An 800-nucleotide genomic window follows, 5' to 3' on the forward strand; every position below is an offset into this window, starting at 1 on the left:
ACCGATGACAACACGCCGAAGATTAATGGTACCGGTACCGCGGGTGAAACCATCCGTATTTACAAAGACGGTAGCTTCGTTGATGAAGTGACGGTTCAGCCTGATGGCAGTTGGACGTACACACCGACGACAGCCTTGCCAGAAGGTGAGCATGTTTACACCGCGAGCAGTGTAGACGATGTGGGTAATGAGTCGGCACGTACAGCGCCATTCTCAATTACGGTTGATCGCACCTCACCGGATGACATCACCAACTTTATTGGTACTGACGATGTTGGTTTGGTAACGGGCACCATCGTTAATAACTCGACGATTGATGATGCGACCCCAACCTTCAGTGGTGAAGTGAATGCGGCTGAAGTTGCGATGGATTCCACCGTTACGGTGATCATTCGTGATGAGAACGACAACATTATTCAAACCATTACCGGAGTTGCACTCACGGCAGGGGCGAATCCTGGAGACCCTGCGACATGGAGCACGGATCCAAGTCCAGCACTAGGCAATGGCAGCTACAAAGTAACCGCGAAGGTCGTTGATAAAGCGGGTAATGAATCCAATGAGACGACGTCATTAAACTTTGATATCGATACGGCAACACCAGGTGCACCAAGTATTGTGAGTGTGATCGATGATGTGCCGGCCGTAGCCGGTGGTCCAGATGAAACCATCGCTCATGAAGGCATCACTAATGATGATCGCCCAACCATTACGGGTACCGGCCCTAAAAATGCCACCATCCGTATTTACGATGGTGATCCGGCTAACGGTGGTACTAAGTTATTCGAAACCACCAGTGA

At 50.4% G+C, this 800-nt stretch carries 1 protein-coding gene; it reads left to right on the forward strand.

Features of this window, described 5'->3' with window-relative positions; genetic code table 11:
* The coding region (locus tag Q1A08_RS21330; RefSeq protein ID WP_299776418.1) for an Ig-like domain-containing protein at positions 1–800 on the forward strand (800 nt) is incomplete at both ends.

The sequence above is a fragment of the uncultured Pseudoteredinibacter sp. genome, from assembly GCF_947500695.1.
In the GTDB taxonomy this organism is placed as follows: Bacteria; Pseudomonadota; Gammaproteobacteria; order Pseudomonadales; family Cellvibrionaceae; genus Pseudoteredinibacter.